We start from the raw sequence: 430 nt of genomic DNA on the forward strand, positions 1-430 counted from the left end.
ATCGTATCTGCCGTGATAATCAGTTCATCTTCTCCCATGAAATTGCGGTAGGCATCTGCTTTTTTGCGTGAGATATACATGGGGATGTCTGCTCCTTCCAGATCGTCCGGATAACTTTCGTCGATTCCTGGCAACACTCTTACCGTGTCGCCCAGGTTCAGCCCGCTCAACAATTCCCGACGACGCGGAGAATTGGAAGCCAGTACAATCTTATAATTTTGAAGATTTTCCAGTGGTTTCATGTTTCTGAAGTATTTTAGATAATTACCAGCCGAAAGCAGCCTGTCCAGCCATCCATTTTCCTTGTGCTTTCAGTACCTGCTCAATCACATCCCGTCCGCAACCGTAGCCGCCTTTGCAGTGTGAAATATACTTGCTGATGGCTTTGATTTCCGGAGCCGCATCCGCCGGGCAGCAGGGTAGTCCTACC

The 430-nt window shown here is 48.6% G+C and carries 1 protein-coding gene; it reads right to left on the reverse strand.

Annotated elements, in window-relative coordinates; genetic code table 11:
* On the reverse strand, positions 1-242 hold a 242-nt coding region (locus H9X80_RS08990; protein ID WP_204794003.1), incomplete at its 3' end, for a Maf family protein.
* Between the last annotated feature and the right edge of the window lie 188 nt (positions 243-430).

The organism is Olsenella profusa (assembly GCF_016900315.1).
In the GTDB taxonomy this organism is placed as follows: domain Bacteria; phylum Actinomycetota; class Coriobacteriia; order Coriobacteriales; family Atopobiaceae; genus Thermophilibacter; species Thermophilibacter profusus_A.